The sequence below is a fragment of the Sphingobium sp. EM0848 genome, from assembly GCF_013375555.1.
Taxonomy (GTDB): domain Bacteria; phylum Pseudomonadota; class Alphaproteobacteria; order Sphingomonadales; family Sphingomonadaceae; genus Sphingobium.
Window position 1 is genome coordinate 2,865,819 of the sequence record NZ_JABXWB010000001.1, and the last position, 25,499, is coordinate 2,891,317.

23 protein-coding genes are annotated in these 25,499 nt (G+C 65.4%); 6 read left to right on the plus strand and 17 right to left on the minus strand.

The features are described from left to right. Positions 1-180: 180 nt before the first annotated feature. Both HUK73_RS13905 and HUK73_RS13910 read right to left on the minus strand, forming a co-directional pair. Positions 181-834 (minus strand): TetR/AcrR family transcriptional regulator, encoded by a 654-nt coding sequence (locus HUK73_RS13905; RefSeq protein WP_176592423.1) that lies wholly within the window; start codon positions 832-834, stop codon positions 181-183. Positions 835-901: 67 nt separating this feature from the next. Continuing rightward, the gene (locus tag HUK73_RS13910; RefSeq protein WP_176592424.1) at positions 902-2,719 is read right to left on the minus strand and encodes a sigma-54-dependent Fis family transcriptional regulator; all 1,818 of its coding nucleotides are present in this window, start codon (positions 2,717-2,719) and stop codon (positions 902-904) included. 449 nt (positions 2,720-3,168) lie between these two features. Here HUK73_RS13910 and HUK73_RS13915 point away from each other — a divergent pair, with 449 nt between their 5' ends. The 6 genes from HUK73_RS13915 to HUK73_RS13940 all read left to right on the plus strand — a co-directional run bounded on the left by HUK73_RS13915 (position 3,169) and on the right by HUK73_RS13940 (position 10,496). Next, a complete protein-coding gene (locus HUK73_RS13915; protein ID WP_176592425.1) occupies positions 3,169-5,565 on the plus strand; it encodes a TonB-dependent receptor in 2,397 nt (798 codons plus the stop codon). Between the two features lie 176 nt (positions 5,566-5,741). Further along, positions 5,742-6,614 (plus strand): VOC family protein, encoded by an 873-nt coding sequence (locus HUK73_RS13920; RefSeq protein WP_176592427.1) that lies wholly within the window; start codon positions 5,742-5,744, stop codon positions 6,612-6,614. Then, positions 6,615-8,249 carry a long-chain fatty acid--CoA ligase gene (locus tag HUK73_RS13925; RefSeq protein WP_218035974.1) on the plus strand — a complete coding sequence of 545 codons (1,635 nt, stop codon included), beginning with the start codon at positions 6,615-6,617 and terminating at the stop codon, positions 8,247-8,249. A gap of 52 nt (positions 8,250-8,301) precedes the next feature. Further along, positions 8,302-9,150 (plus strand): alpha/beta fold hydrolase, encoded by an 849-nt coding sequence (locus tag HUK73_RS13930; protein WP_176592428.1) that lies wholly within the window; start codon positions 8,302-8,304, stop codon positions 9,148-9,150. A 102-nt stretch (positions 9,151-9,252) separates the two neighbouring features. Continuing rightward, a complete protein-coding gene (locus tag HUK73_RS13935) occupies positions 9,253-10,200 on the plus strand; it encodes a LysR family transcriptional regulator (protein ID WP_176592429.1) in 948 nt (315 codons plus the stop codon). After that, positions 10,197-10,496 carry a hypothetical protein gene (locus tag HUK73_RS13940; RefSeq protein ID WP_176592430.1) on the plus strand — a complete coding sequence of 100 codons (300 nt, stop codon included), beginning with the start codon at positions 10,197-10,199 and terminating at the stop codon, positions 10,494-10,496. The genes HUK73_RS13935 and HUK73_RS13940 overlap by 4 nt, the downstream gene beginning before the upstream one ends. A 15-nt stretch (positions 10,497-10,511) precedes the next feature. On the opposite strand, the gene HUK73_RS13945 is transcribed toward HUK73_RS13940, so the two are convergent. From HUK73_RS13945 to HUK73_RS14015, 15 genes are all read right to left on the minus strand, one after another. Then, the gene (locus tag HUK73_RS13945) at positions 10,512-10,733 is read right to left on the minus strand and encodes a DUF2274 domain-containing protein (RefSeq protein ID WP_176592431.1); all 222 of its coding nucleotides are present in this window, start codon (positions 10,731-10,733) and stop codon (positions 10,512-10,514) included. Beyond that, positions 10,730-11,926, minus strand: a complete 1,197-nt coding sequence (locus HUK73_RS13950) for a TrbI/VirB10 family protein (RefSeq protein ID WP_176592432.1) — start codon at positions 11,924-11,926, stop codon at positions 10,730-10,732. The genes HUK73_RS13945 and HUK73_RS13950 overlap by 4 nt, the downstream gene beginning before the upstream one ends. After that, positions 11,923-12,939, minus strand: coding sequence for a P-type conjugative transfer protein TrbG (gene trbG / locus HUK73_RS13955; protein WP_176592433.1), 1,017 nt, complete (start codon positions 12,937-12,939; stop codon positions 11,923-11,925). The genes HUK73_RS13950 and trbG overlap by 4 nt, the downstream gene beginning before the upstream one ends. Next, the gene (gene trbF, locus HUK73_RS13960) at positions 12,936-13,619 is read right to left on the minus strand and encodes a conjugal transfer protein TrbF (protein ID WP_176592434.1); all 684 of its coding nucleotides are present in this window, start codon (positions 13,617-13,619) and stop codon (positions 12,936-12,938) included. The genes trbG and trbF overlap by 4 nt, the downstream gene beginning before the upstream one ends. A gap of 3 nt (positions 13,620-13,622) precedes the next feature. Continuing rightward, positions 13,623-15,008: a P-type conjugative transfer protein TrbL gene (gene trbL / locus HUK73_RS13965; RefSeq protein ID WP_176592435.1), complete on the minus strand. Its 1,386-nt coding sequence runs from the start codon at positions 15,006-15,008 to the stop codon at positions 13,623-13,625. Next, complete coding sequence (gene trbK-alt, locus HUK73_RS13970) at positions 15,005-15,310, minus strand: putative entry exclusion protein TrbK-alt (protein ID WP_176592436.1); 306 nt, start codon at positions 15,308-15,310, stop codon at positions 15,005-15,007. Before trbK-alt ends, trbL begins: the two co-directional genes overlap by 4 nt. A gap of 9 nt (positions 15,311-15,319) precedes the next feature. After that, positions 15,320-16,036, minus strand: coding sequence for a P-type conjugative transfer protein TrbJ (trbJ, locus tag HUK73_RS13975; protein WP_176592437.1), 717 nt, complete (start codon positions 16,034-16,036; stop codon positions 15,320-15,322). Continuing rightward, a complete protein-coding gene (trbE, locus tag HUK73_RS13980) occupies positions 16,033-18,504 on the minus strand; it encodes a conjugal transfer protein TrbE (RefSeq protein ID WP_176592438.1) in 2,472 nt (823 codons plus the stop codon). Before trbE ends, trbJ begins: the two co-directional genes overlap by 4 nt. Further along, the gene (locus HUK73_RS13985; RefSeq protein ID WP_176592439.1) at positions 18,501-18,770 is read right to left on the minus strand and encodes a VirB3 family type IV secretion system protein; all 270 of its coding nucleotides are present in this window, start codon (positions 18,768-18,770) and stop codon (positions 18,501-18,503) included. Before HUK73_RS13985 ends, trbE begins: the two co-directional genes overlap by 4 nt. Continuing rightward, positions 18,770-19,066 (minus strand): TrbC/VirB2 family protein, encoded by a 297-nt coding sequence (locus HUK73_RS13990; RefSeq protein ID WP_230188009.1) that lies wholly within the window; start codon positions 19,064-19,066, stop codon positions 18,770-18,772. Before HUK73_RS13990 ends, HUK73_RS13985 begins: the two co-directional genes overlap by 1 nt. Before the next feature lie 32 nt (positions 19,067-19,098). Further along, a complete protein-coding gene (trbB, locus tag HUK73_RS13995; RefSeq protein ID WP_176592441.1) occupies positions 19,099-20,085 on the minus strand; it encodes a P-type conjugative transfer ATPase TrbB in 987 nt (328 codons plus the stop codon). Between the two features lie 140 nt (positions 20,086-20,225). Continuing rightward, the gene (locus tag HUK73_RS14000; protein WP_176592442.1) at positions 20,226-20,645 is read right to left on the minus strand and encodes a CopG family ribbon-helix-helix protein; all 420 of its coding nucleotides are present in this window, start codon (positions 20,643-20,645) and stop codon (positions 20,226-20,228) included. Next, on the minus strand, positions 20,642-22,654 hold the full coding sequence (locus HUK73_RS14005; protein WP_176592443.1) for a conjugal transfer protein TraG: 2,013 nt from the start codon (positions 22,652-22,654) through the stop codon (positions 20,642-20,644). Before HUK73_RS14005 ends, HUK73_RS14000 begins: the two co-directional genes overlap by 4 nt. A 20-nt stretch (positions 22,655-22,674) precedes the next feature. Then, on the minus strand, positions 22,675-24,405 hold the full coding sequence (locus HUK73_RS14010) for a VirD2 family relaxase/mobilization nuclease (protein WP_176592444.1): 1,731 nt from the start codon (positions 24,403-24,405) through the stop codon (positions 22,675-22,677). 259 nt (positions 24,406-24,664) lie between these two features. Beyond that, entirely contained in the window at positions 24,665-25,390 is a 726-nt protein-coding gene (locus HUK73_RS14015; protein WP_230187804.1) for a lytic transglycosylase domain-containing protein, read from the minus strand. Positions 25,391-25,499 lie beyond the last annotated feature (109 nt).

Consider the following 25,499-nt stretch of genomic DNA (forward strand, 5'->3'; position numbering starts at 1 on the left):
GGGGTCGGCCGCACCGCTTCGGCGCAAGTCGAAGCGGCATTTCCGCTTCATTCGCGGCGGTGTCTTGAGCCACTAAAGAGGTGGGAAACCGTAATACAACGCGGCGTTCGACACACCGTTAACTTGACACCTTTTAGCGAAATCCTGCGCGCACGCGGAGGCTGATCGCGGTGGCGGCTGCTAGAGACGGATACCCCCTTGATCGTCGGTCATGCCGCTCGAGTTTTGGCAAGATTGTTCATTTGCAACCAAAGCAAACTGATTAGGCAGCGGCGTGCTGGCCAGAACTTCCGCCTGCATCACCGAGATGCCGATTATGCGCAGGGACAACTCAATGCACTCGTCCTCGAAGGACTGATCCCGGCTATGAGCGAGAATGTCCTGGATCGCGCCATGCAGGCAGGCAAACACCATTCTCAAGGCCCGCTCCACATTGAGGAAATGGATCTGGCCCAACTGCTTGCCAACCGAGAACTGCGTCCTGAAGAGCCTGGAAAAGTCGGAGCTGTAAGTGTCACTCGCCACCAGCTCTTTTGCCATGCATCGCGCCCACAGGTGATCCGCCCGCGATCGACACAGCACGAGCCGCAGGAGATATGAAATATTCCGGGTGACGTCCGATTCATCGGAGATCATGTCGCGCGCGACAGCAACGAAATCCGCGCTGCAGCTGTCGTAGATGGCGTCGAGTATGTCCTGCTTCGAGCTGAAGTGATTATAGAAACTGCCGAAGCCTACATCAGCTTCCTCGGTGATATCGGCGATAGTGGCTGCTTCGGGATTCCGGTTCATCATGATGCGTCGTGTCGCGTCGATAAGTTTCTGGCGCGTCATCAGCCGCGTCCGGGTCGAACGCCTCATCGTAGCGGTAGACCTCTCCGTCACAAAACCTCCATTGCGATCATTGCTTGCCGTCCAGCCGCTTAATCCGATGATCGAGCTGCCCACGCGAAATCTTGAGCAAGCGTGCGGCGTGCGACACATTGCCGTCGGTGGCCTTGAGAGTCGCACGGACCACGGCGTCTTCGATCTCGAACAGGCCCAGGCCTTGATTGACCACTGCATTTTCGGCAATCGAAGCGATCGAGCCGTTGTCGGCTAGGGCGCCCGTAGCGTCGCCTTCTGGCATGGCACCGCCGGCATTCAGCACAATCCGGCCGAACTGATTCAACCCAAGCAGGCTGGACTCGCTGAAGGCGCTGTCGAGCGTGAAGAGATGCTCGATATCGATCGGACAATGCGCATCGGCGAGGACGACGCCACGCTCAAGCACGTTCTCAAGTTCCCTAATGTTGCCGGGCCAAGGATAGCTGATCAATGCATGAAGCGCCCGCGTGGATATCCCCGGGATGCTCCGTCCGTGCTTCTCCGCAAATTTCTGAAGGAACCGCCTGACCAGGATGGGGATGTCGTCCTTACGGTCGCGCAAGGGCGGTACCATGATTGGGATGACGTTCAATCGGTAGTAGAGATCTTCGCGAAATCCCCGCGTCCTCACGGCCTCGGTGAGATCCTCGTTGGTCGCCGCGATCACGCGGACGTCCACCCTTACCGTCTTGTTGCTTCCCAGCCGTTCCAGTTCGCCGGTTTGGAGGACGCGAAGCAGCTTTCCCTGCGAGCCCGGAGAGAGGAGTCCGACTTCATCGAGGAAGATTGTGCCCCCATCTGCAGCCTCGAAGCGCCCCTTGCGCGATTCAGTGGCGCCGGTAAAGGCGCCCTTCTCGGCCCCGAACAGTTCGGATTCGAGGAGTTGGTCTGGAATCGCGGCGCAATTGAGCTCAACGAACGGCGACTTGGGATGACCCATCCGGTGAAGCTCGCGGGCGAACATGCTTTTGCCGACGCCGCTTTCGCCTTGCAGGAACACCGTGGCTCGCGTCGGAGCCGCTCTCGCAATCCTGCGCATCACCATTCTGAACGCGGGGGAGTCGCCTACCGGGCTCTCCGGCGCCCCCCCCACCTCGCCTTCGCCCTCATCCGCTGAAGCGCCCGACGGCGGCGAATCTCCAGCGCGGACGGACCCGGAATGGCGCAGATTGTCGTGGCCGGTCCCGCAGTGATGGTCCTCACCTGCCAGCACTTCCCAATCGTCCGCGCGCTTGCAGACCACGCGGCAGACAGGGAAACCCATTGAGCGGCATTCGACCTCGCGCGCCAAGATCGACTTCCCGGTAAAGGCGCTCAAATAGCCCGACGCATATCCTGCCTGCATCCAGCATGTGGGCTCCTGCGACTTGCCGTAGGTTGTCGTGTGCATCTCTTCCTCGGCGCAGTCGCGCCACAGGAACTCGCCGTAGAAATGTTCATCTTCCTCGCTGATCTCCAGCTTGACTAGTTCGACGGTCACGATCCCTTCGATCGAATGGAACTGCATTCCCGTCGCAATGGCTTCGATAACGCCGGTATTGCTGTCGCTTAGCTTGCGGGCCATTTGCCCGTCATCTTCTCCCGAGAGATAGCCGATCCGGGCCAGCAGGCCCTTGGTCAGTTCAAGCCCCACCGTATCGATCAGTTCGGACCTGAGCACGCCGAGGAATTTCGCCTGCAGGAGGATCATGCGCCGGTCGTCGAACCAAATCCGTCCACGCGCCGGATCGAACATCAGGCGTTGAAGGAGGTCGGTAATCCGGTGGCCGTTGATCCGGCTCGCGCCGGTTTCGCCGGCCAGCATTATGTGGCCGCGATCCTGAAAAGTATCCTTATTCTGGACGGTCGCCAATAGCCCTCTCCTGGCACCTGCTTAGTTATTTTCGATGCGGTCGCCGCGATCCAGCTTGTCGCCTTCTCGCGGGCGGAGCGCCGCGACACCGAGCATTGTTACATAGTTATCGTGGTAGATCGTAGGGCCGAATGTGTCAATGTAGCTGATGAGCGCGTCAAATATGATGGATCATTTCCTGTTTGTCGATTGACGCTGGCCCCAAAAAACATGGCTTTCCGTGAAAGCAGCTCGAGAGAACCGAGACACACGAAACAATCGATGATCGCGTTCAGCATCGCACCCATTTCTCTCAAAATTTGTTGTTTAATCTCAATGGGTTGATTTTGAGTGTCCGGCCGTTACGGCTCGCGGCGCAACTTGGCACATCCTTTGCATAGGAGGGCGCAATACAAGCACTGCCTAGTGCATCAAGGGCTGGGCGAATAAACAAGCGAGGGGATGTTCGGATGAGGAAAGTTATAGGCAGGTCGCAACAAGTTTCGCTGTGTTCGATTGCGCTCGTGTTATCTTCGTTCGGCCTTGGCTACGCGCCGGCTTTCGCCCAGACGCCGCAGGACGGCGCCGATGCGAATATTGCCGATATCGTCGTCACCGCTAACAAGCGGGAGCAGAAGCTCAACGATGTGGGCCTCACCGTCGCCGTCGTTTCCGGCGACGCGCTCAAGAACCAGCAGATCAACTCGCTGGCGGATTTGGCACAAACAATTCCAAGCCTGAGCTTTACAAACACATCAAGCAATACACCTGTCTATACGCTACGCGGCGTCGGCTTTTACGAAACGTCGATTGGCTCCTATCCCACCGTCAGTGTATATTCCGACGAGGTGCCACTGCCTTTCCCCGTGCTGGCTTCGCATTCGGCTTATGATCTGGAACGGGTCGAGGTGCTAAAAGGCCCGCAGGGCACGCTGTTCGGTCAGAATGCAACGGGCGGTGCGATCAATTATGTTGCGGCCAAGCCCACCGACATATTCCATGCCGGCGCAGATCTCAGCTACGGCAGGTTCAACGAGGTGATTGGCGAAGGCTATGTCAGTGGCCCGCTATCGGACACCCTCAAGGCCCGGCTGAGTGGTCGAGTGGAGCGCGCCGATGGCTGGCAGATCAGCAACTCGCGCCCGAATGACCGCAACGGCAAGGTCGAAAACTATATGGGCCGGTTGCAGGTCGCCTTTGAGCCGTCGGACGGCGCTCGCTTCTTGCTGAACATCAACGGTTGGAAGGACAAAAGTCAGACAGCTGCGGCGCAATATATCGGCTTGACGCCACAAAATCCAATTCTCGATCCGGGCGTCGCGGCCGCTACCTTCTCGCCACTGACAGCGCGCGCTGCTGACTGGACGCCCGGATTTCCGTTCGCGGACAACCGTATGTGGCAGTCATCTCTCCGTGGGGACATCGATGTGACTGATGCGATCACACTCACCTCGCTCACTGCCTATGTCGATTACAAGCAGCGGCAGGGAACCGATGGCGATGGCTTGCCAACGCGCGATGTGGATCTGGTCCGCGACCGTGGCACGATCAAGAGTTTCTCCCAGGAACTTCGGCTATCCAATGGGAGCCACCAAGCTTTAAGATGGGTGGTCGGCGTTAATTATGAACACAGCAAGATTGATCAGATCGTCGATGGCGATATCTCCGCATCATCATCCAATGCGACGCTTGGCGCTGTGCTCGGATATCCGATCCGGAGCGAAACCCATTCGGCCCTTCAGAGAATGACCAACTATGCCTCATTCGCAAACGTCGAGTATGATATCTCGCACACCCTGACGCTGAAGGCCGGCGCTAGATATACCAACGCCAAAACATCCGTTGACAGCTGTAACCGAGACTTGAGTGGTGACGCCAAGGGCAGCGGCCCGTTCTTCTACGATGTTCTGCTGGGCGGCGCGTTTGGACCCTATCAGACCGGCGATTGTTTCGCGGTTAACCTATTGTCTCACGCGGTCGGCAATGTGGCGCCTGGATCGCCGGGCAATTACGTCGATACGCTCCACGAAGATAATGTGTCCTGGCGGGTGGGCGTCGACTGGAAGCCACGACCTGGCGTGCTGCTCTATGGCAACGTTGCCAAGGGCTACAAGGCTGGTAGCTTTCCAACCGTTTCCGCGTTCGAGTTCACCCAATATCTTCCGGTCAAGCAGGAGTCCGTGCTGGCCTATGAGGCCGGCTTCAAGGCCTCTCTGCTGGATCGGGCGCTGCAGTTCAACGGCGCCGCCTTCTACTATGACTACAGGAACAAGCAGTTGCGCTCGAAAGAGGACGCGGGGCCGTTCGGTATTCTCGATGTGCTGCAGAACATCCCGAAGTCGACGATCAAGGGATTCGAACTCGAGATCGTAGCCAGGCCAATTTCATCGCTGACGGTGAGCAGCACATTCACTTATCTTGACGCCAAGATTGACAGATTCGCGGGCATAAATGCCGGTGGTGTCCCGGCAAATTTCGCCGGTGTCGCCGTCCCGTACACGCCAAAGTATCAGGTCGGGACGAACGTCGACTATGAGTTCCCGATCAGCGATGCTGTCAATGGTTTCCTCGGGGCGAGCCTAACCTATCGTTCGAGTACTGTCTCGGTGATCGGCGGCAACCTCAACCCGTCAACCCTTACGGCGTCAGCCGTCGGTGCGGCGCCTCTTTTCCGCATCAACGACTATGCGTTGGTCGACTTGCGTGCGGGCGTTGAATCGCCCGATGGACGCTGGCGCTTTTCCTTCTGGGGAAAAAACGTTCTCAACAAATACTACTGGAACAATGTGGTCGCGGGTTTCGACACCGTCGTGCGCTATGCCAACAAGCCAGCGACCTATGGCGCCAGCGTGGCGTTCAAATACTGATGGTGAAAGACGGCGGCCATCAGGGCATGCGGTCCGCTCATGGGGTAGCGCTATGTTCGGTGGCCAGGCCACAAACTGCCCTACCGGTCGCATGGAGTCACTTCGAGATCCCGCTGGCCCCCAATAGTCGGACTGACATGCCACAATAACGGCGATGCTCGTGAAAGGAAATGCAGATGATAATCAGGACTGCCTATTTTGGCTTTGAGGTATCGGATCTGGATGCGTGGGAGCGTTATGCGGGGTTGATCGGTGTTGGCGTCGAGCGGTCGGGCGATGGGCTGTTCTACCGGATCGACGAGAAGGCCCGGCGCTTTCACTTTGTGAACGGACCTGCGGACGACATCGCCTGGGTCGGCTGGGACGCGGGGAGCCAGGAGAACTTCGATCATCTGCGCTCGCATCTCGACAGCCTTGGTATTGCGATGCGGGATGGCGACGACGCGTCCGCCCGGTTGCGGGGCGTGGAGCGGTATTTCCAATTTGTCGGACCCGTCGGAGCTCGGCACGAGATCGCGCTGGGCCTGGAAGATGCGGAATTCCCTTTTGTTTCGAACAAGGTCCCGCACGGTTTCTTGACTGGTGATCAGGGGCTCGGTCATGCCGCCTTCAACTCAACCGATCACAAGGGCGACGAGAAGTTCATGCGCGAGGCGCTGTTCGCGCAGCTTTCTGACTATATCTACCAGCCGCTGCCCGATGGCAGCACGATGCATGCCTCGTTCCTGCACACCAGCCCGCGCCATCATTCGATCGCCTTCGCCGAGGGGCTGGGAGGAGAGAGCAAACTCCATCATTTCGAGTTGGAAATGAATAATATGGAGGATGTCGAGAGGGCGTATGAACGCGTGCAGGCCGCCGGGATCGCTATCGGACTGACACTGGGTCAGCATTCCAACGACCGGATCGTGTCCTTCTACGCGCACACGCCTTCCAAATTCATGATGGAAATAGGCCATGGCGGCCTCAGGATCGATGACGAGGAGAGCTGGAAGCCGGTGATCCACGATCGCATCAGCGAATGGGGTCACGAGTTCCAGCCCGTCTGAATGATCGAGGAGAAAGACGTGCTGCCGGGCTTGATGCAGAATGCTCAACTGAATATTGCCGACGTCCTGCGTTTTGCGGCCGCGGCGCATGGCGGCCGGGAGATCGTGTCGAAGAATGTGGATGAGCCGATATGGCGCTATGATTATGCGCGGGCCTGGAAGCGCGCGACGCAGGCGGCGCAGGCGCTTGTCCGGCGAGGCGTGGCGCCTGGCGACCGGGTAAGTTCGCTGGCGTGGAACACGCACCGGCATTTCGAGCTGTTCTTCGCGGTGCCGGGTATGGGGGCGGTGCTGCATACCGCCAATCCGCGCCTGCCCGACGACCATCTCGTCTTCACCATCAACCATGCGGGCAGCAAGGTGTTGCTGCTCGATCGCAACATGGTCGAGATCGTCGACCGGATCCGGGACCGGCTGGAGACGGTCGAGCATTACGTCCTGCTGAGCGACCCCGATCGCGCGATCGACGGCTGGGGCTGTTATGAGCGCCTGATCGCCAATGAGGCCGGAGACTTTGACTGGCCGCGGTTCGACGAGAATGCGGGCGCGTTCCTGTGCTACACGTCGGGCACGACGGGCGATCCCAAGGGGGTGCTCTATTCGCATCGTTCGGTCGTGCTGCACGGGCTGGCGGCGGGCCTGAGCGGCGCGCTCAACTTCTCCGCCTTCGACGTGGTCATGCCGTGCCAGTCGCTCTATCACGCGACCGCCTGGGGTCTGCCCTTTGCGGGTGCGATCAACGGTGTGAAGTTCGTCTTCCCCTGCGACAGGTTCGACGGCGCCAGCCTGCAGCAACTCATAACGAGCGAAGGCGTCACCTTCTCGGGCGGCGTGCCGACGATCTGGACGCTGTATCTCGATCATCTGGCGCGAACCGGCGAGACGCCGGGCAGCCTGCAACGGGTGATCATTGGCGGTTCGGCCGTGCCGCGCGACATGGCGGTGGCGTTCGACAAGCTCGGCGTCGTGGTGCAGCAGATCTGGGGCATGACCGAGACCAGCCCGCTCGGCGTCGTCTCCACGCCCACGCCCGCGCTGGCCGCGTTGGGCAAGGACGAGGAGAACGAAACCATCTGGACCCGGCAAGGCCGGATGATGTTCGGTATCGCGATGAAGATCGTCGATGAGGACGGCAATAACCTGCCGCATGACGGCGAAGCATCGGGTGCCTTGATGGTGCGCGGACCCTGGGTGCTGGAGCGCTATTATCGCACCGAAGCTTCGGCAACCGATAGCGAAGGCTGGTTCGACACCGGCGACATCTCCACCATCGACCGGTTCGGCTTCATGCGGATCACCGACCGCAAGAAAGACGTGATCAAATCGGGCGGCGAATGGATCAGCTCGATCGATCTGGAAAATATCGCGGCCGGGTGTCCAGGCGTGAAGGTGGCTGCCGTGGCCGGGGTGCATCATCCCAAATGGGAGGAACGCCCGATCATGCTCGTCGAACCCCTGGAAGAAGGATCGGTGTCGGACGCGGCGATGCGCAGTTGGCTGGAACCTCGCATCGTCAAATGGTGGATGCCCGACCGCATCATCATCGACACAGTCCCGCTCACAGCCACTGGCAAGATCGACAAGAAGGCGATCCGCGACAGATACGGCCAAATGCTTGCCGAACCGGCAGCCTGAGGGCGGTCCCGGCGAACCTCACCTTCATACCCCATTACATCTGGAGACGATAATGACCGATACCCTGGCGCCCGAAAGCCGGTTCGCCGATGCCGCCGATGGCCGCGTCCACTACCATAGCTGGGATAGCTGGGGCGAAGGACCGGCCATCATCCTGATCCACGGCGGTGGTCCGGGCGCCTATGGCTACAGCAATTATCGAAAGAATATCGGCCCGCTCTCGCGGCGCAACCGGGTCATCGTCCTTGACCTGCCAGGTTATGGCCAGTCCGCGCCGCGCGCTCAGCCTGACGGCCTCATCGTCGCGCTCGCCAATTCGGTGCGCGATGTCATGGACCATGCCGGCATAGAAACTGCCAGCCTGGTGGGTAACTCGCTGGGCGGCATGACGTCCCTGCGCTTGGCGCTCGACACCCCCGAGCGGGTCGACAAGCTGATCCTGATGGGGCCGGGTGGCGGTCTGCCGACCTTGTCGCCGTTCCCGACAGAAGGGTTGCAGCGCATGCTCGACTTCTATGGCGGGGAGGGACCGACGCTCGAAAAGCTCGCGCGGGTCACCGACCTGCTGGTTTACGACCGCTCATCGATCACATCGGAGTTGCTGGAGGAACGCCTCAGGATCGCCTCGCTGCCCGAGACGGTCGCCAATCCGCCCCTGCGCACCTTGATGGCGCACCCCAAGGACCATCTCTGGAAACAGGGGCTCGAAAGGCTCGCAAGCCCGACCCTCATCGTCTGGGGCGCCGAAGATCGCGTCCTACCGCTCGACGCCGGGTTCATCCTGCGCAAGCTCATCCCCAATGCCGACATGCACATCTTCTCCAAATGCGGCCACTGGGCACAATGGGAACGTCCCGACGAGTTCAACGCACTGGTGGATAACTTCGTTAATCACCAATAGCTGTTCTACGCTGAGCCAAATCACGCCCAAACCGGCGTGATCAATCATCATCAATGTATTTCCGATATATCTCGGCCCCCTTCGTATCATGTGAGCGAGCCGGTGATTGAATTGCGCCAGCTTCGCTACTTGATTGCGGCGGCCGAGGCGGGCAGCTTCAGTCGCGCGGCGCGCAGTATGAATATTAAGCAGGCCACCCTCAGCCGGCACGTCCTCGAAGTCGAGAAGCGCCTTGGTATGATGCTGTTCGACCGCAGAACGCGCGGCGCGACCTTGACGCCGAACGGCAAGACTTATCTGCGGACGGCCCAGCGTATCGTGAGGGAGTTTGAGGAGCTGAACGCTTGGGTCAGTGCTACAAAGAACGGCGAAATCGGCAAGCTGGCCGTGGGGTTCTACACGTCCTTCTCGGCCGGAAATCTGCGCGCCACCTTGAGCGAGTTCGGCGAACGCTATCCCGATGTGAAAGTGCGCGGATTCGAGCGCGACCGCGACTTGCTCCTTGCAGGAATCGAAAACGGTCTGCTCGATATCGCGATCATGATTGGCGACACACCTTATCCGGGGCTGATGAGCCGCTCCTTCTGGAGTGAACGCATATTGGTGGCGATACCGGAAGGCCACTCGCTTGCCGCACGCGACCGTATCCACTGGAGCGACCTGACCGGCGCACGCTTCCTGTTGACTGAGCGAGATCCCGGCCCGGAGACGCGCAACATGCTCTTGGGCAAGCTCGGGATGCCCGGCTACACGCCGGAGATCGACATGGACGACATCGGCCGTGACACGGTGCTGAGCGCCATCGCGCTTGGCGGACACATTTCGATCGTTGCGGAATCAGCGCTCGGCATTCAGGTGCCGGGAGTGGTCTTCCGCGAGATCCACGAAACCAACGGGCACATGCGGATCGGCTTTTCCGGCTATTGGCGCGAGGACAATGAGAACGCAGTGCTGCGCCGGTTCCTCGATTTCGTGGCCACGCGCTATTCGTTGCCGCCGATCCCTGCGCGGCCGTCCTCGCATCAGCAACCAGGAAAGGAGCCGTCATGACGCAAGGCAAGACACTCATCATCGTGCTGGTCACGCTCATCATCGGGTTCGGCGCGGGGTTCGTGCTGCGCCCGGTCATCAGCCCCGTCAGTCAGACGGCGGTCGGCACCGTCCCGACCGCACCTTCGGCCGAGGCGCGCGGAACACAGTATTTCGCGGCGCATCTGGATGAGGCGCGGCAAGTCGTGGCGCAATGCGCGGATGATTCGGCGCGCGGCGAGGAATGCGCGAATGCCCAGGCCGCTGTTACCGAGGCGGAAGGCCGAGCGCGCTTCAAGAAGTTCATGGGCAACTGAGGACCGCGCGGCCCATCAATTCCCCTGCGCGCGATGCCGGCGAAAGGCCCGGTCGGTTTCCATGAACCGGGCCAGCATCGGCGCGACCAGCTTTTCAGGCGGAACCGGCGGTCCCCCGGTCTCGCCCGCGAGCGCGGCGGCATAGGCGACAAGATCGCGGTGGATCGGCGCCGGCAGCTCCACGGTGAGCTTCACCGGCCTGTCGTCGGCCAGCGGCCCCAGCTTCAACTTCGTCATCGTGTCGCTCCAACAGGTTCGAGCACCAGGTCGCGGGTCAGAACGACCCGCAACGGATGGCCCGGCCGAATGGTGAGCGTCGGCTGCACGTTCAATTGCCGCCGCACGATCTGCTGGCCGGTCTGGTTGATGGTGTCCTGCGAGCCGCGGCGCAGCGCGCGGGTGAGGTCGTCGTCCTCGTCCGCGCCCAGCTCTGTGCCAACGCCGAGGAGTGTCGAGATGGCGGCAGCCTTGAGCAGATTGCCCCAATGCTGGTTCACGCGATCCTGCAAGCCGGCGAACCCGGCCGCGTCGGCGCCGGGCTGGCGCTCGAGAACGATCGAGCGGCCGTCCGGCAATATCAGCCGATCCCAGGCCAGCAGCACGCGGGTCTGCCCGGCGGCGATCTCGCTGTCATATTCGCCGATCAGGCGCGCGCCCTGCGGGATGAGGAGGATGCGGCCCGTGGGGCTGTCATAGACATTAGCCGTCACCTGGGCGGTGATCTGGCCGGGCAGGTCGGAACGGATGCCGGTGATGAGCGCGGCCGAGATGATGCTGCCGGCCTGCACGATGTTGGGCGATGCCGGAGCCGTAAGCCGCTCGACGCTCACCGTGCGCTGGCTGGACGCCTGGGCCATGAAGGCGCGCTTGGCGGCCTGGTCGCCCTGCGCCGTCTCGGCGGGTGGCGTGGCGGCAGGCGCTTCCGGCACAACCGCGATCTGCGGCATGGCCGCGCCCGCCCCTGCGGTCCCGCCGCCAAGGAACACGCCGCTCATGCGCGCGGCGTCGCGCTCCTGCTGGGCGCGCTGGCGGGCGGCCTCCTCGGCCTGAGCGCGGCCGTCGACCTGAGCGCCGACCGGCGGGACCGGCACATTCTCCCCCCGCTGTTGGGCCGAAACGATCGGGCGGCCGAGGTCGCCGGGAAGCGGAGGACCGAGCCGCGGCGCCTGGCCGTAATCCTTCGGCCCCGACGTAATCGTCTCGGCCGTGGCGCGGCTCTCGGTGCTGTAGAGTTCCTTCGCTTCCTCCTGGCCCGCAGGCTTGAGCGCATAGATCAGCGAGCCGCCTATGCCGAGGCCGGCGGCGACGCCGATGACGGCCAGCGCCTTGCGCGACAGGCGCATGACGCGGGGCGGGTCGCCCCGAAGCTGGAAGGCTTGGGGATCGGATCGTGCCGCTTGCGGCGCGGCCGGTTCGACGGGATCGCTCACGGCCGCCGCCCCCGTGCATGGTCGCGCACGATGCGGACACGCTGCTCGCTGCGCTTGTCGCCCAGGCGCAGCTCGGCGGCGGCGAACAGCCGATCCACCACCATATAGCGGCCCTGGACGCGGTAGTTGACCAACTCGGCGTCGCCGGCCGCGCCGGTCACGAACAGCGGCGGCATCTCGCCCTGCGAGATCCCGGCGGGAAACTCGATGAACACCTGGACGGAATCGTCGAAGGCGCGGACAGGCTTCCACGGCGCGCGGTCGCCTTCGATCCGGTAGCGGAAATTGAGCGCCGCCACGTTCACGCCGGTCGCCGCCGGCGCGGCGGATGCGGCGGCGGCGTTGCGCACCTGCAAGGCGATCAGGGCGTCGTGCGGATAGGTCCACGAGACCGACGCCATGTAGGTCGCGGCCGTGGCGCGCAGCTCCAGATGATAGGTGCGACGGTCGGTGTTGATGACGAGGTTGGTGGCGAGGTCGGACCGCGTTGGCTTCACGAGGATATGCACGCGGGCCGTGGCGCCGCTGCCGCTCACCGTGTCGCCGATGATCCAGCGCACGGTGTCACCGGCCGCGACCGGCCCGGCGCCCACAAGCTGTTCGCCCTCCTGCAACGCGATGTCCGTCACCTGGCCGGGCGCGGCATAGACCTGATAGAGCGCGCCGTCGGTCCAGGGATATTGCTGGATGGCGTTGAGGAAGCCGTCGCGCACCGGCTGCACGCGGGCGGCGGCGTTCGCCGCGCCGACGCGGCTGCGCGGATCGGCCGGCTCCGGCGGTGATGCGCTTTGCACCACCGGCTTCAACTGGCCGGGAAGCGGCAGCGGCTCGGGGATCGTCACGACCTCGATTACACGCGAAGGCTCTGCAGCGGGCGTCGCCGCGATCTCCACCGGCGGATCGTCATAGGTGATGGCGGGCGACTTCGCCGACGTAGTGGCGCAGCCGGCGAGCGCGGTGGCGGAGACGAGCAGGACCGCCGAGGCGGAGCGACGGAAAGGCGTGTGCGTCATTGCGACAGCTCCTTTGACCAGTTGAGGGCGTTGACGAAGACGCCGAGCGGATTCTTGCGCAGCGCGTCGGGCGTGCGCGGCGGCTGCACGACGATGGTGAGGATCGCGGACCAGCGTTCGGTGGCCGCGAGGCTGCCGTCCTGATAACGGCGCTCGGTCCAGGCGACGCGGAAGCTGTCGGGCGAGGCCCGGATGACGCTGGATACATCCACCGCGACCTGCACCTTGCCGACCTGCGTGAAAGGGTCGTTGCTGCGCGCATAGTCGTTGAGCGCCATCGCCCCGCGATCAGTCGTGAAGTCGTAGGCGCGTAGCCAGTTCTGGCGGACGATCACCGGATCGGCGGGGATTGCGCGGACCTGCTCGATGAAGCGGGCGAGATGGAACGCGATCTGCGGGTCGGTCGGGCGGTAGCCGGCGTCGGCCGGCGCGACCGCTTGCGCCTCACCCAGCCGATCGACCTGCACCACCCAAGGCACGATATGCCCGCGGGCCGACTGCCAGATGATGCCGCCAGTGAGGCCGCCCGAAAGCGCCAGCGCACCGAAGAAGGCGAGCCGCCAGTTCTTCGCCTGCACGCGCGCCGAGCCGATGCGGTCATCCCAGACCTGCGCGGCGCGCTGGTAGGGCGTGACGGGTTCGGCGGTCTTGCCGTAGCGGATGGTGGGGCGTCGGAACATGGGTCAGTCCTTCTCTTTGATGTCGGGACCACCGCCGCCACCGTGGCTGTCGCCCGCCTTCATGGTGTGGGCGAGGACGGTCGCGCCGTGGGTCATCGACTGGCGGTGTTTCATCGCCGCCGCCCAAGCGGGCGCACCCGAGGCGCCGGCGGCAGAGGAAGTGGTCGCCGCTCCGGCGGTCGCGGCGGCGGGCGCGGGCTCGCCGGTGATCGTGCCGCCGCTGGCGGTGAAGCCGGCGCGGACGCCCGCGCGGAAATTGGCCTTCATCGCCTCGCCGCCCTTGGCGGCCGCCTTGCGCAAGGGGGAGAGGACTGCGTTCGCCGCGCTTCCCGCCGCCGCCTGGCCGACCGCGGACATACCGCCCGCGACTGCGCCCGCGCCGCTCTTGCCCAGGGAGCCGAGGCTGTAGGCGCTGGTCGCGCCGCCTGCCATCTGAGCGCCACCCCGCGCGGTGGCGCCGGTCATCCGGGCGGCCGCGCCGGCGGCGGAACCAACCGCTCCCACGCCGAGCCGTGCTGCGGCTGCGCCGCCGACCACGGCGCCCGCCGCCGCGAGCGCGGTGCCGGCTGCCGCGCCCGCGCCGAGCTGCGGGCCGCCCGAGACGATGCCGTTGGCGATGCCGGGGCCGAAGATGGCGAGGCCCAGCAGCGATAACGCGGCGAGCGCGATGGCCATGACCTGATTGATGTCGGGCGCGACACCGAGGTTCGCGCCGGTGAACTGGCCGAACAGCGTGGTGCCGATGCCGGTGATGACGGCGAGGACGAGCACCTTGATGCCGGTCGAGACGACATGGCCCAGCACGCGCTCGGCCATGAAGGCGGTCTTGTTGAAGAAGGCGAAGGGCAACAGGACGAAGCCGGCCAGCGTCACCAGCTTGAACTCGATCAACGTGATGAAGACCTGCACCGCGATGATGAAGAAGGCGAGCACCACGATCACCCAGGCGAGCAGCAGCACAAGGATCAGCGCCAGGTTCGAGAACACGGCCCACAGGTTGGAAAATTGGCCCGCCGCGTCCATCAGCGGCTTGCCGGCTTCAAGCCCCTTCGCGGCGATCATGCCGGGCTTCATGAAATCGGCGATCGACATCGCGCCGCCGCTGGCTTGGAGGCCGAGGCCCGCGAAGCTCTCGAAAACGATGGTGGCCAGGGTCGAGAAGTTGCCGATGATGAAGGCGAAGGTGCCGATATAGAGCGTCTTCTTGACGAGGCGCTGAAGCACGTCCTCGTCCGCGCCCCAGGCCCAGAACAGGCCGGCCAGCGTTACGTCGATAGCGATCAGCGTGGTCGAGAGGAACGCGACCTCGCCGCCGAGCAGCCCGAAACCGCTGTCGATGTAGCTTTGGAAAACGCCCAGGAAGGTGTCGATGACGCCGGTGTCGTTCATGGCACGAAGCCTTCTTCGGACGGCGACGCGCCGCCGTCGTGCTCTACGGCCGGGGCAACGTCGTCCTGGCTGAAGAAGCGGCGGCGGTTTGCGGCCCACGCCGCCTCGCAGCCGCTGTCCGGCATCGTGAGCGTGGCGCAGCGGTCCAACTCGCGGGCAAGCCGGTGCTGGCTTTCTTCCGCCGGCAAGGCGAGAGCCGGCGCGGGCGCCGGCTCATCGGGCCGGGTGACGGCGACGATCGCCACCGCCATCATCATGCCGGCCAGCGCCGCAATGCCCGCGATCTTCGCCGTGCGCGACATGGACGAGCCTCAATTGCCCATAAAGCGGCGGAACCGCTCGCGCCCCTCGGCCTCTTCTGCGGCCTGACGGGCGGATTGCAGCGCCTGCGCCCGGCCCTGCGCCGCGACCGCGGCGGTGAGGTCGGCGAGCTGCTGCGATTGCAGGGCGAGAAGCTGGTTGCCAGCCTGGGTCGCCTGAAGCGCGCCGGTCGCCGACTGGCTGGCCGAGACCAGCCCATCCATCGTCGTGCGCGCGCCCTCGATATTGCCGACCACGCCGGCCTGGACGCGCAGCGCGTCCTCGAACGCCCCGACGCTATCCTCCCAGCGCGCATTAGCGTTGGAGACCATCCGCGCGTGATCGCCGGTCAGCGCCGCGCCCTTATAGCGATCGGTGAACGCCTCCTGGACGTTCTGCACATCGTAGGCGATGCGCTGCGCTTCGCCGAGAAGCTGCTGGGTGCGCTGCACCTGCTGCTGCAACTGCTGGAGCGAGCTGAACGGCAGCGAGGCCAGGTTGCGCGCCTGGTTGATGAGGCTGGTCGCCTGGTTCTGGATTTGCTGGATCTGGTTGTTGATCTGCTGGAGCGACCGGGCGGCCGTCAGCACGTTCTGCGCATAGTTGGTGGGGTCATAGACGATGCCCCCGAACTGCGCGTGCGCGGGCACGGGTGCGATGGTCGGCGCGATGGCCAAGGCGGCGAAGACGCTGGCCACGAGGGCGCGGCGGGCGGGCGGCAGTTTCATGAGGAAATCTCCATGTCAGGCGTGAGAGGGAGTTCGGGCTGGCGGTCGGACACAGGTTCGGGCAGCAGCTCGACGGCCCAGGCGCAGCCGCGATGCCGCAGCCATTCAGCGGCGAAGGCGGATGTCCCGTAGGTTTCGATGATCTCGGCGATGGCGAGCTGGTCGGCCTTGGCCGAGGCGGCGGTGAAGGCCAGCGCGACCTCGCCCAGCCCCAGCTCGAACAGCCGGTTGCCGCGCCGCGACTGGCAGTAATAATCGCGCTTGGGCGTCGCCCGGCTGAGGATTTCGATCTGGCGGTCGTTGAGTCCGAACCGCTCGTAGATCGCCGCGATCTGCGGCTCGGCCGCGCGCTCGTTGGGCAGGAAGATGCGCGTCGGGCAGCTCTCGATGATGGCCGGCGCGATACTGCTGGTCTCGATGTCGGCGAGGCTCTGTGTCGCGAACACGACGCTGGCGTTCTTCTTGCGCAGCGTCTTCAGCCACTCGCGGAGCTGGGCGGCGAAGTCCGGGCTGTCGAGGACAAGCCAGCCCTCGTCGATGATAATGAGCGTGGGGCGTCCGTCCAGCCGGCCTTCGACCCGGTGGAACAGATAGGACAGCACGGCCGCGGCCGATCCGGCGCCGACCAGGCCCTCGGTCTCGAACACTTGCACATCGGCTGCGCCCAGCCGCTCGGCCTCGGCGTCGAGCAACCGGCCCCACGGCCCGCCGATGCAATAGGACGCGAGCGCCTGCTTGAGCTGCTGCGACTGGAGCAGCACGGCCAGGCCCGTCAGGGTGCGCTCCGACATGGGCGCCGACGCCAGTGAACCCAGGGCCGACCAGATATGCTCCTTGGCCTGGGGATCGACCGCGACGCCTTCGGACGCGAAGATCGCCGCCAGCCATTCGGCGGCCCAGGCGCGTTCGGCGGGATCGTCGATATGGGCGAGCGGCTGGAGCTGCACGCCATCGCCCGCCTCGTCGGCAAGCATCCCGCCCAAGTCCTGCCAGTCGCCGCCCATGCCGATCGCGGCGGCGCGGATGCTTCCGCCGAAATCGAAGGCGAAGACCTGTGCGCCTTCGTAGCGGCGGAACTGCATCGCCATCAGGGCGAGCAGCACGGACTTGCCCGCGCCGGTCGGGCCGACGATCAGCGTGTGGCCGACGTCGCCGACATGAAGGGAAAACCGGAACGGGGTCGAGCCTTCGGTCTTGCCGTGGAGCAAGGGGGGCGCACCGAAATGCTCGTCCCGTTCCGGCCCCGCCCATACCGCTGACAGGGGGATCAGGTGGGCGAGATTGACGGTGGAGACCGGGGGTTGGCGGACATTGGCGTAGGTGTGGCCGGGTAGGCTTCCCAGCCATGCCTCGATCGCGTTCATCCCCTCGGGAATGACGGTGAAGTCGCGGCCCTGGATGATCTTCTCGACCAGCCGCAACTTCTCGGCCGCGATGGCGGGATCGCGATCCCACACCGTCACCGTCGCGGTGACATAGGCCATCCCCGCATAGTCGGCGCCCAGCTCCTGCAGGGCGGTGTCGGCGTCGGCGGCCTTGTTCGAGGCGTCGCTGTCGAGCAGCGTGCTCGCCTCGTTGGTCATCACTTCCTTGAGGATCGCTGCGACGGACTTGCGCTTGGCGAACCACTCGCGACGGATGCGGGTGAGCAGCCTGGTCGCGTCAGTCTTGTCGAGCATGATCGCGCGGGTGGACCAGCGATACTCGAACGCCAGCCGGTTCAGCTCGTCGAGCAGGCCGGGAAAGGTGACGCTCGGAAAGCCGATGATGGTCAGCGTGCGCAGATGATGGTCGCCCAGGCGGGGCTCCAGCCCGCCGGTTAACGGTTCGTCGGCGAGCAGCGCGTCCAAGTGCATCGGGGTTTCCGGCACGCGCACGCGCTGCCGCCGGGTCGAGATCGTGCTGTGCAGATAGGTCAGGGTCTCGGCGTCATCGAGCCAGCGGACCTCGGGCACGAAGCCTTCGACCAGGTTGAGCACCCGGTCGCTGCGGTCGCTGAAGCCCTTGAGCAGCTCCCACGGATCGACGCCCGTATTCGCGCGGCCCTCGTAGAGCCAGGCTTCGGCCCGCGCGGCGTCCTCGGCCGGCGGCATCCACAGCAGCGTCAGATAATAGGCGCTCTCGAAATGCGCGCCTTCCTCGCGGAACTGTTCGAGCCGCTCCATATCGACCAGCGCCGACACCGGATCGGGAAACTCCGAGTCCGGGTAGTCGCGCGCCGGCGTGCGCTGCGCCTCGACGAAGATCGCCCAGCCCGAGCCCAGGCGGCGCAGCGAATTGTTGAGCCGCGCCGTGGTGGCGACCAACTCGGCGGGCGTGGCGCTGTCGAGATCGGGGCCGCGGAAACGGGCCGTGCGCTGGAACGAGCCGTCCTTGTTGAGGACGACGCCCTCGGCGATCAGCGCTGCCCAAGGCAGGAAGTCGGCCAGGTGGGCGGCTTTGCTGCGGTATTCGCGCAAGCTCATCATGGCTGCATCCAGCTCGGATAACGGAGGTGGCGGCGGGCCACGTCCTCGAATTGCGGATCGCGGCGCACGGCCCAGACGGACAGCGCATGGCCGATCACCCAGATGACGAGGCCGGCGATCCAGAGGCGCAGGCCGAGGCCAATCGCGCCCGCCAGCGTGCCGTTGACGATGGCGAGCGCGCGTGGGGCGCCGCCGAGCAGGATCGGCTCGGTCAGCGCCCGGTGGACGGGGGCATAAAAGCCCGCGATCGGCTCGGCTGTGTCCATCAGACCAGCGCCCCGCCGCCAAACGAGAAGAACGACAGGAAGAAGCTCGACGCGGCGAACGCGATCGACAGGCCGAACACGATCTGAATAAGCTTCCGCGCGCCGCCCGACGTGTCGCCGAAGGCGAGCGTCAGTCCGGTGATGATAATAATCAGCACCGCTATGATCTTGGCGACCGGGCCCTCGATGCTTTCGAGGATCGACTGGAGCGGGGCTTCCCACGGCATCGACGATCCGCCCGCATGGGCCGGAACGGCGAAGGTTAGCGCGACGACGCTCGTAGTGGCGGCAAGCATGGCGCGGCGTGCGCCATGCCGAAAGGCATGGATCATGGCAGGTCTCCCGGTTGGGTGGTGGAAAGCGGCGTGAGGCGGTAGTCGCCGGTGGCCGGGTCGAGCCCTTCGACGCGGGCCAGCTCGGAGAGCCGGCGGCCGTGTCCGTCGCGGACCAGCACGGCGATGAGGTCGATGGTCTCGCCCAGCAGCGCGCGCGGGACCGTCACAACGGCCTCCTGAATGAGCTGCTCCATACGGCGCAGCGCCCCGAGCGCGGTCCCGGCGTGGATCGTGCCGATGCCGCCCGGATGTCCGGTGCCCCACGCTTTGAGGAGGTCCAGCGCCTCGGCGCCACGCACCTCGCCGATGGGGATGCGGTCGGGCCGCAAGCGCAGCGATGACCGAACGAGATCTGACAGCGAGACGACGCCATCCTTCGTGCGCATGGCGACCAGGTTGGGCGCGGCGCATTGTAGCTCGCGCGTGTCCTCGATCAGGACGATGCGGTCGGTGGTCTTGGCGACCTCGGCGAGCAGCGCGTTGACCAGCGTGGTCTTGCCGCTGCCGGTGCCGCCCGCGACGAGGATGTTCGCGCGGGATTCGACACCGTGCCGCAACGCCTCGGCCGCAGCCGGCGACATGATCCCGGCCGCCGCATAGTCGCCGAGCGTGAAGACGGCGACGGCGGGCTTGCGGATCGCGAAGGCCGGGGCCGCGACAACAGGCGGCAGCAATCCCTCGAACCGCTCGCCCCCCTCGGGCAGCTCCGCCGAGACACGGGGACTGCGAGCATGAACCTCGACGCCGACATGATGCGCGACCAGGCGCACGATGCGCTCGCCATCCGCGGCGGTTAGCGTCATGCCGGTGTCGCTGATGCCTTTGCCAAGCCGATCGACCCACAGCCGACCATCGGGGTTCAGCATCACCTCGATGACGGCGGGATCGTCGAGCCAGCCCGCGATCGACGGTCCCAGCGCCGTGCGCAGCATCCGCGCGCCGCGTGTCCTGGCCTCGGAACGGATCGGTTGGACGGTCAAGTGAAGGCCCCTGAAATGGGCCGGGCGTACCGCCGCCCGGCGTCAGGGGCACATCAAGAGAGACAGCAAAGGCCAGGATTCAACAAGTAAATGCGGACGTCGTAGTCTGGCGAAGAAAGACAGGGAGCGGCGTAGGCGGCTCATTCTTCTTGAGGCGGCAAGTCTTCGCTGATCTCCTGCCGGACTCTCGGACCTTTCGCGAGTCGACGGCCCAACGCCTCCATGAAAGCGTCGTAGCGATCACCGCCCTGGCGGCGCATGGCGGCCCGCTCCGCTTCGGGCGGCGGCGGCGTGTTCGACAGCCAGAAGCGCACGAACAGCGCAATCATCTCGACACCGATCCCCACATCACGCTCCAGCCGGGTCGTGCGCCGGTCCAGCCGGTCGAGCCGCTTGGCGATGGCTGCTTCGCGCTGCTCGTCGGCGTCAGGCGACAGGAATGAGGCGATGGCGGCCTCGGCGACCAGGGAGCGGGATTTGCCGCGCCGGTCGGCATAGGCCGCGAGCGCGTTCATCAGCTCGGGGTCGAGATAGACCGAGAACGGCGTCTTGGTGCTCATAGCTCGATGCCGTCGCCGGGATCGAGCGACGCCCTCTGTGCGAGCCCCTGCATCTGGCGACGCACCGCCGCCTGCCGCGCCGCGTCGGTGTCGGTGTCGGCCTCGATTTCGTCCAGCTCGAACTCGTTGGCGGGCGCAGGCTTGGGCGGGGGCGCAACGTCGATATGGCGTTCCATGTCGGGCTGGCGGCGCAGGCCCGTATTCGCCGCGTCCTCATCCTCGCCGGCGGTCTCGTGCGGCTGGTCCTGCTGCGGCTGTTCGGGTTCCGGCGGCGCAGCGATCGGGGACAAGCCGCTCCAGTCGTCGGGACGTGGCTTGCCAGCGCCGGCCTTCACGTCCGGCGGCGGTAGCACCCTTTCGGTGAACCGCCGGTCCTTATAGTAGCGGACCTTCTTCGCCCGGATCGGCGCGATGCCCGCGACCATGACGATCTCGTCGTCGGGCGGGAGCTGCATCACTTCGCCGGGGGTCAGGAGCTGGCGGGCGGTCTCGGAGCGCGACACCATCAAATGCCCGAGCCAGGGCGAGAGGCGATGCCCGGCGTAATTCTTCATCGCCCGCATCTCGGTCGCGGTGCCCAGCGCGTCCGATATGCGCTTGGCGGTGCGCTCGTCATTGGTGGCGAACGACACCCGCACATGGCAGTTGTCGAGGATCGCGTTGTTCGGCCCATAAGCCTTTTCGATCTGGTTGAGGCTCTGCGCGATCAGGAAGCTCTGGATGCCGTAGCCGGCCATGAACGCCAGCGCGCTCTCGAAGAAGTCGAGCCGCCCCAGCGCGGGAAACTCGTCGAGCATCAAGAGCAGGCGATGGCGCGATTGCCGCGCCTGCAAATCCTCCGTCAACCGCCGTCCGATCTGGTTGAGGATGAGGCGGATGAGCGGCTTGGTGCGCGAGATGTCGGACGGCGGCACGACGAGGTAGAGCGTCGCCGGCCGCTCGTCCTCGACCAGATCCTTTATGCGCCACTGGCAGGTCCGCGTGACCTGCGCGACGACGGGATCGCGGTAGAGGCCCAGGAACGACATGGCGGTGGACAGCACGCCGGATCGCTCGTTGGCGGATTTGTTCAGCAGCTCGCGTGCAGCGCTGGCGACGACGGGATGCACACCGGCTTCGCCCAGGTGCGGCGTCGTCATCATGGCATGTAGCGTGGACTCGATGGGCTGGCGCGGGTCCGACAGGAAGGCGGCGACACCGGCCAGCGTCTTGTCCTCGCCCGCATAGAGGATATGGAGGATCGCGCCCACCAGCAGCGCGTGGGAGGTTTTTTCCCAATGATTGCGCTTCTCCAAACTCCCTTCGGGATCGACCAGCACATCGGCGACATTCTGCACGTCGCGCACTTCCCAGGCGCCCTTTCGGATTTCGAGCAGCGGGTTGTAGGCGGCCGACGCGGCGTTGGTCGGATCGAACAGCAGGACGCGCGCGTGCTGTGCGCGGAAGCCGGCGGTGAGCTGCCAGTTCTCGCCTTTGATGTCATGGACGATGGCGGAGCCCGGCCAGGTGAGCAGCGTCGGCACGACCAGGCCGACACCCTTGCCTGATCGCGTCGGCGCGAAGCACAGCACATGCTCGGGGCCATCATGCCGCAGATAGTCGTGCCCGAGCCGCCCGAGCATGACGCCGTTCGGCCCGAGCAGCCCGGCTGCGCCGACTTCCTTGCGCGCCGCCCAGCGCGCCGAGCCGTAGGTCTGGGCGTTCTTCAGCTCGCGTGCCCGCCATACCGACATAGCGATGGCGACGACGATCGCGGCGAACCCGCCAGAGGCGGCGATGAAGGCGCCGGTCTGGAATATCTCCGGCGCATAGGCGTCGAACGAAAACCACCACCAAAAGAAGGCCGGCGGCGGATAGACGGGCAAGTCGCCGAGCCTGAACCAGGGCGGGCCGAGTTCCGGCTGATAGGCCAGCGCCGCGGCCGTCCACTGCGTCGCCGCCCAGACCGCGGCGAGCACGATCAGAAAGACGGTGATGACCTGGCCCCATAGAATCTTGGTCGCGGACATGAACTATCTCCTTTGCCGGCTCACAGGCCGAGCCCCCGGCCGCGCCCGAGCGACCAGTCCACGCCGCCGTCGCCGCGCATGACGCCCGAGATGTGCTTGCCGATCTGGCGGTCGAGCGAGGGGGACCAGGGCACGAGCTGGAAGCCGAGGCCGTTGTCGATCATGGCGAAGCGGCCCGAGGCCAGCGTCAGGCGCTGGCGCACGGTGCCGGCGACATACTCTCCGGCCTTGGACGGTGTGTGCCGCAGGCCGATCTCGGCCGACAAGTCCTTAGCGGTCGTGTCCAGCTCGCGCCGTTTGAGCGTATCGAGCAATCCGCGCGCGAAGATGATGCGCTGGCCGTGCCTGCGGGCCAGGCCCTCATCGGCGAGATGCTCGGCGCGCGCCTCCATCGCGGCGCGCACCTCAGTCCCGAACCCGCCGCCAAGATCGCGGCCATCACCCGACAGGTTGCGGCGGTCGAGCCAGGTGGCGCCCGGCGCGCGGACCTGCGCCGACAAGTCCATGTCCGAGCGCACGGCCAGCGCCACCCGCCGCCGGCCCTTACGATCCTCGAAATGGCGCAGCTCGACGATCGCGCCAGGCCTGCAATCGCCGGTCGCCTCGATGTCGGAAAAGCGGATGTGGTGGGTGCGCCCGTCGATGCCGTCCACGATCGCGTAGCCGCCGCCGGTCAGCTCGTCATGCAGGCCGCGATCGACCAGCCTGCCGACGACGGGCTGGGCGGGATCGGCGTCGAGCACGTAGCTGGCGGCGCCCCGGTCGATGCCGCGGTCGCTCATCGCCTTGTGCATCCGCTTGATGATGTCGCCGCGCTCGGCCAGCTCGCGCAAGCCGGCCTGCGCATCGCCCGCCAGCGTCCACTGGCCGGGCGCGATCTCGCTGGCGAGGCCGAGACCTTCCAGCTTGCGCAGCCGTCCCATCCGCAGCGTGTGTTCGCCGTCCGGCCGAACGCCCGGCTCGGGCGCCATGTTGATTACGCCATCCCGCTGCAGGGTGCGTGATAGATCGCGGTCGATCTCGGTCCAGCGTTCCGCCTCGACCTGACGCTCCAGCGATTGCCGAATGTCGAGGTCGCTGCGCAGGCCCAGCTCGCGGGTGACGATCTCGCGCGCCTGCGCTCGCAATCCCTCGCCGATATAGTCGCGCGAGATGACGAGGTTCTGCCCGTCCTCGCCGACGCCGCGCACGATGATGTGGACGTGGGGATTGTCGGTGTTCCAGTGCTCGACGGCCCGCCAGTTCAGGCGCGTGCCGAGATCCTTTTCCATCCGCGTCATCAGTTCGCGGGTGAAGCCCTTGAGGTCGCGCACCTGCTCCGCGTCCTCGGGCGAGACGATGAAGCGGAAATGGTGCCGGTCGTTCTCGCAGCGTGCCGCGAACGCGTTGCGGTCCAGGCCCTCGGCCTCGGCGCCGAACAACACGCCCTTCTCGCCGTCGCGGGTGACGCCATCGCGTTGCAAATAGTTGAGGTGGGCCGCAAGCGAGGCGCGGCCGCCATGCCGGACGACGCGGGCTTTGACGATGACTTGGCGCGATCCGTGGCCGAGCCGATGGGTGGCGCGCAGGCTGGCGACCCGGCCCCGCCCGAAGGTCGAGCGGCCGGGCGCGATGATCCGGCCCCGGCGCGAGACATGGCCGCCGGCGCGCTGGGCGGCGACGAGCGCCTGGGCGATGATAGGCAGCGCGCGCTGGCCGCCGCGCGAACGGATGCGACCTAGCCGAATGCGGAAATCGTCGTCGCCGCTCATGGCGCGAGGCTCCGCAATGTGCGGAAAACCGTGATGTTTGCTGGTGTTCGGCGCTCGCCGCACATTGCGCGTTTCGCGCGCACATTGCGCAGCAGTGGCCAAAAGCCTTGAGTATCAAGGCTCCGACCGGGGCAAAATGGCATCGCACATTGCCGCCCTTTATCTTGCCCTCGTTCCTTCCCCTGCAAAGTCAGAACCTTCACCCCTTCCGGCGCTGCGAAAGTCTGCGAGGCAATTCGCCAGAGGGCGCCGCAGCCGCTCATTGCGCGGCTCGGCCGGAAAGGGAGACGAACAGGCCGGCCTGACGCGGCGACACGGCGGCCACCGCGATAGCCGCAGGATCAGCAGGCGGATGCTCTGGCGACACGGCGGCGACGCCACGTTCAGCGTCCGACTGCACCTGCGAAACCGCGCCCGAGCGTGCCGTGAACAATGCGGCGCGACGCCAGGCGAACGGGTCAGGCGGCGGTGCGGCGGCAAGCTGGGTGTCGGGCGAACCGCCAGTGATCGACGCCAGCTTTGCGAGATAGGCGCGCGTCTCGGCGGGCAGCGGACGGCCATGCGAGAGATGCTCGTCGGTGCGACCCGGCCCGGCATTGTAGGCCGCCAGCATCGCCGTCACGTCGCCATAGCGATCGTGCAGTTCGCGCAAGTAGGCCGTGCCCGCCATGATGTTGTCGCGCACATTGAAGGGATCGGACCCGAGCCCGTAACGCGCGCGCAGACCGGCCCAGGTGGCGGGCATGATCTGCATCAGACCCCTTGCGCTAGCGGTCGAGACCGCGCGGGCATCGCCGTTGCTTTCGACGCGCATGACCGCCCATATCCACGCCTCCGGGATGCCGAAACGACGCGCGGCGTCGGCGACGTGTGCGGCATAGGGATGACTCGCCCTCGCCCGCTCGGCCGGCGCGTCCTGCGCCAGCGCGGCGACCGGCGCAGCGCCGGGCGACAGCAGCAACAGGATCGCAAACCAAGCAGGCAATCCGCCCTCGCTCCGACGCCAGCCTGCCAGCGTGCTCGCTGCGGCCAAGGGTGCGCGCGAAGCGCCGGCCGGGGGCCGCCCTGGACCTTCGCTGCGGGCCCCGGCCGGC